The sequence below is a fragment of the Nonomuraea sp. NPDC003201 genome, assembly GCF_053590415.1.
The window spans coordinates 1-2,983 of record NZ_JBSFTC010000628.1; the positions used below are offsets into that span (position 1 = coordinate 1).

General features: G+C 67.7%; 3 protein-coding genes and 1 pseudogene. All 4 read right to left on the reverse strand.

The annotated features are described in order from the left end of the window. Positions 1-96 precede the first annotated feature (96 nt). Positions 97-411 (reverse strand): annotated as a pseudogene (locus tag ACWDX9_RS61895) (RNA polymerase-binding protein RbpA); the annotation flags it as partial. Between the two features lie 74 nt (positions 412-485). Beyond that, positions 486-716 (reverse strand): preprotein translocase subunit SecG, encoded by a 231-nt coding sequence (gene secG / locus ACWDX9_RS61900; RefSeq protein WP_185076999.1) that lies wholly within the window; start codon positions 714-716, stop codon positions 486-488. A 99-nt stretch (positions 717-815) separates the two neighbouring features. Continuing rightward, positions 816-1,598: a triose-phosphate isomerase gene (gene tpiA, locus ACWDX9_RS61905; protein WP_449973214.1), complete on the reverse strand. Its 783-nt coding sequence runs from the start codon at positions 1,596-1,598 to the stop codon at positions 816-818. A 7-nt stretch (positions 1,599-1,605) separates the two neighbouring features. Then, positions 1,606-2,805: a phosphoglycerate kinase gene (locus ACWDX9_RS61910; protein ID WP_449973215.1), complete on the reverse strand. Its 1,200-nt coding sequence runs from the start codon at positions 2,803-2,805 to the stop codon at positions 1,606-1,608. Between the last annotated feature and the right edge of the window lie 178 nt (positions 2,806-2,983).

The window sequence follows — 2,983 nt, forward strand, 5'->3', positions numbered from 1 at the left end:
CAGAAGCTCGTAGCGCGGATCCCCGAGTACACAGCGGACGCGCCCCGCCGCACGGAGGAGCTCAGCGCCATGATCGCCGAGAGCGACGACCTGGTACTCCAGTGCCTCCTCGAGGATCGCCTTGCCGTCCTTGTCGCTCCTGCGCTCCTTCACATAGGCAAGATGCGTCTTGTACGGCTCGTTCTTCGGTGGGGCAGGCGGGGCCGACTCGTCCTGTCCGGCAGGAAGGCCGCAACGGGGGCAGTCCCAATGTTCGGGAACCGCCGCGTCGCTGGCGAAACTGGGGCGCGTCTCGTGCATGTTGGCGCACCAGAACGAGACCCGCACTCTCGGAGCTGCCTCGCCGCGCTCGGCCTCCCCCATAGGGCCGGCGCCGACTCGGCTGCCACGGATCGCGTTGCCACTACCCACGGATGAACTCCTCGCTCGATCGCCCCGCGCGCAGGCACGGGGGGAGAATCACTGTCACGCGTTAACTTGTTTGCTCAGGGCTTCATGAGAAGGCCGAGAGCGATGATGCAGACGAACCAGATCGTGCCGGTGATGATCGTCAGCCGGTCGAGGTTGCGCTCCACCACCGAGGAACCACCGAAGTTCGACGAGAAACCGCCGCCGAACATGTCAGACAAGCCGCCACCCTTGCCCTTGTGGAGCAGCACGAGCAGGATCATGAGACCGCTCGCCAGGATGAGGGCGATGGAGATTCCGATTTCCACGGTATGCCTGTTCCTTCAATGCTTTGTTACGCGTGACGATTCAGACTTGCCTTCTGAGGGTACGGCCTGTTGTCAAGTCGCACCCCCAGAACGACTCAGTTAGCCTGGCATATCGGAGAAACGGCAGATCTTCGCGAACTCCCCGGCGTCGATGCTGGCACCGCCCACGAGCGCGCCATCGACATCGGGTTGAGCCATGATCCCCGCGATATTGCCCGACTTGACCGAGCCTCCGTAAAGGATACGGATCCCGGCGGCCACTTCGGAGTCGTAGAGCTCCGCGAGTCTGACTCGCAGCGCGCCACAAACCTCCTGGGCGTCCTCCGGGGTGGCCACCTCACCGGTGCCGATCGCCCACACCGGTTCGTAGGCCACCACTATCGATTTTGCCTGCTCGGCGCTGATTTTGCGCAGCGCGCCGTCGAGTTGTCCAAGACTGTGCGCGATGTGGCCGCCCTCTTGACGTACGGACAGGCCCTCCCCGACGCACAGGATCGGGGTGAGCGAGTGCCGGTAGGCGGCCTGCACCTTGGCGTTGACCAGGTCGTCGTCCTCGTGGTGGTACTGCCGCCGCTCCGAGTGGCCGATCACCACGTAGGTGCAGCCGAGCTTGGCCAGCATGGCGCCCGAGATCTCACCGGTGTAGGCGCCGCCGTCGTGCTGCGACAGGTCCTGGGCGCCGTACACGATCCTCAGCTTGTCGCCGTCGACCAGCGTCTGCACGCTGCGCAGGTCGGTGAACGGCGGCAGGACGGCGACCTCGGCCTTGTCGAAGTCCTTGTCGTTGAGTGCGAAGGCCAGCTTCTGGACCAGCGCGATGGCCTCGAGGTGGTTGAGGTTCATCTTCCAGTTGCCGGCGATGAGCGGCTTGCGCGTGCTCATAAGTTGCTCAGTCCTCCAGGGCCGCGAGTCCGGGGAGGGCCTTGCCCTCAAGGTATTCGAGGCTGGCCCCGCCACCGGTGGAGATGTGCGAGAAACCGTCCTCGGGGAGCTCCAGCCTCCGCACGGCCGCCGCCGAGTCGCCGCCGCCCACCACGGTGAAGGCCTCTTCGGCGCTGGTACGGGCGATCAGCGCCTCGGCCACCGCCCTGGTGCCGCCGGAGAACGCGTCGAACTCGAACACGCCCATGGGGCCGTTCCAGAAGACGGTCCTGGCGTCGGCCAGCTTCGAGGCGAACAGCTCGCGCGTCCTGGGCCCGATGTCGAGCCCCTCCCGGTCGGCCGGGATCTCGGTGGCCGCGACCACGTCGTGCTCGGCGTCCGCCCCGAACGTGACCGCCGCCAGCACGTCGACCGGCAGCACGAGGTCGACGCCGCGCTCGGCGGCCGTGTTGAGGAAGCCGCGCACCTTGTCGAGCTGGTCCTCCTGGAGCAGCGACTTGCCGACCTCGTAGCCCTGGGCCTTGAGGAACGTGTACGCCATGCCGCCGCCGATCAGCAGCCGGTCGACCTTGGTCAGCAGGTTGGCGATGACACCGAGCTTGTCGGAGACCTTGGCGCCGCCCAGCACCACCACATAGGGCCGCTCGGGGCTCTCGGTCAGCTTCTTCAGCACCTCGACCTCGGCCACGACCAGCCCGCCGGCCGCGTGCGGCAGCAGCCTGGGCACGTCGTAGACGCTGGCGTGCTTGCGGTGCACCGCGCCGAACCCGTCGCCCACGTAGAGCTCGGCCAGCCCCGCCAGCTTCGCGGCGAACGCGGCCCGCTCGGCGTCGTCCTTGGACTCCTCGCCCGGCTCGTAGCGCAGGTTCTCCAGCAGCGCGACCTCGCCGCCCTGGAGCGTTTCAACGGTGCCATGGGCGCTGTCGCCGACCACGTCGGTCGCAAACGCCACCTCCTGGCCCAGCAGCTCGCCCAGCCGCCCGGCCACCGGCCTGAGCGAGTATTTCGGGTCGGCCTTGCCCTTGGGCCTGCCCAGATGGGCACAGACGACGACCTTGGCGCCCCGTTCCACCAGCGTCTTGATCGTCGGCACCGACGCCCGGATGCGGCCGTCGTCGGTGATCGTCTCCCCGTCGAGGGGGACGTTGAGGTCGACGCGCACAAGCACGCGCCGCCCCTTCACGTCGAGCTCGTCGAGCGTGCGCATGCTCATGCTCCTGTTCATTGCCTCCGCTCCGCGGAGGCGGGCTCGGTCGCTTCGAGCCGTCGCCTGCTTATGGCTTCCGCTCCGCGGAAGCGGGCTCGGTCGCTGCGAGCCGTCGCCTTCCCTCGTCGCTCCGGTCGCTTCGCTCCCTGCGCTCCTCGGTCCAGGCGACGGCGCTCCC

Coding starts and splice junctions, on each gene's coding strand:
- ACWDX9_RS61910 (WP_449973215.1), bottom strand. CDS start 2,805: ATGCGCACGCTCGACGAGCTCGACGTGAAGGGGCGGCGCGTGCTTGTG.
- tpiA (WP_449973214.1), bottom strand. CDS start 1,598: ATGAGCACGCGCAAGCCGCTCATCGCCGGCAACTGGAAGATGAACCTC.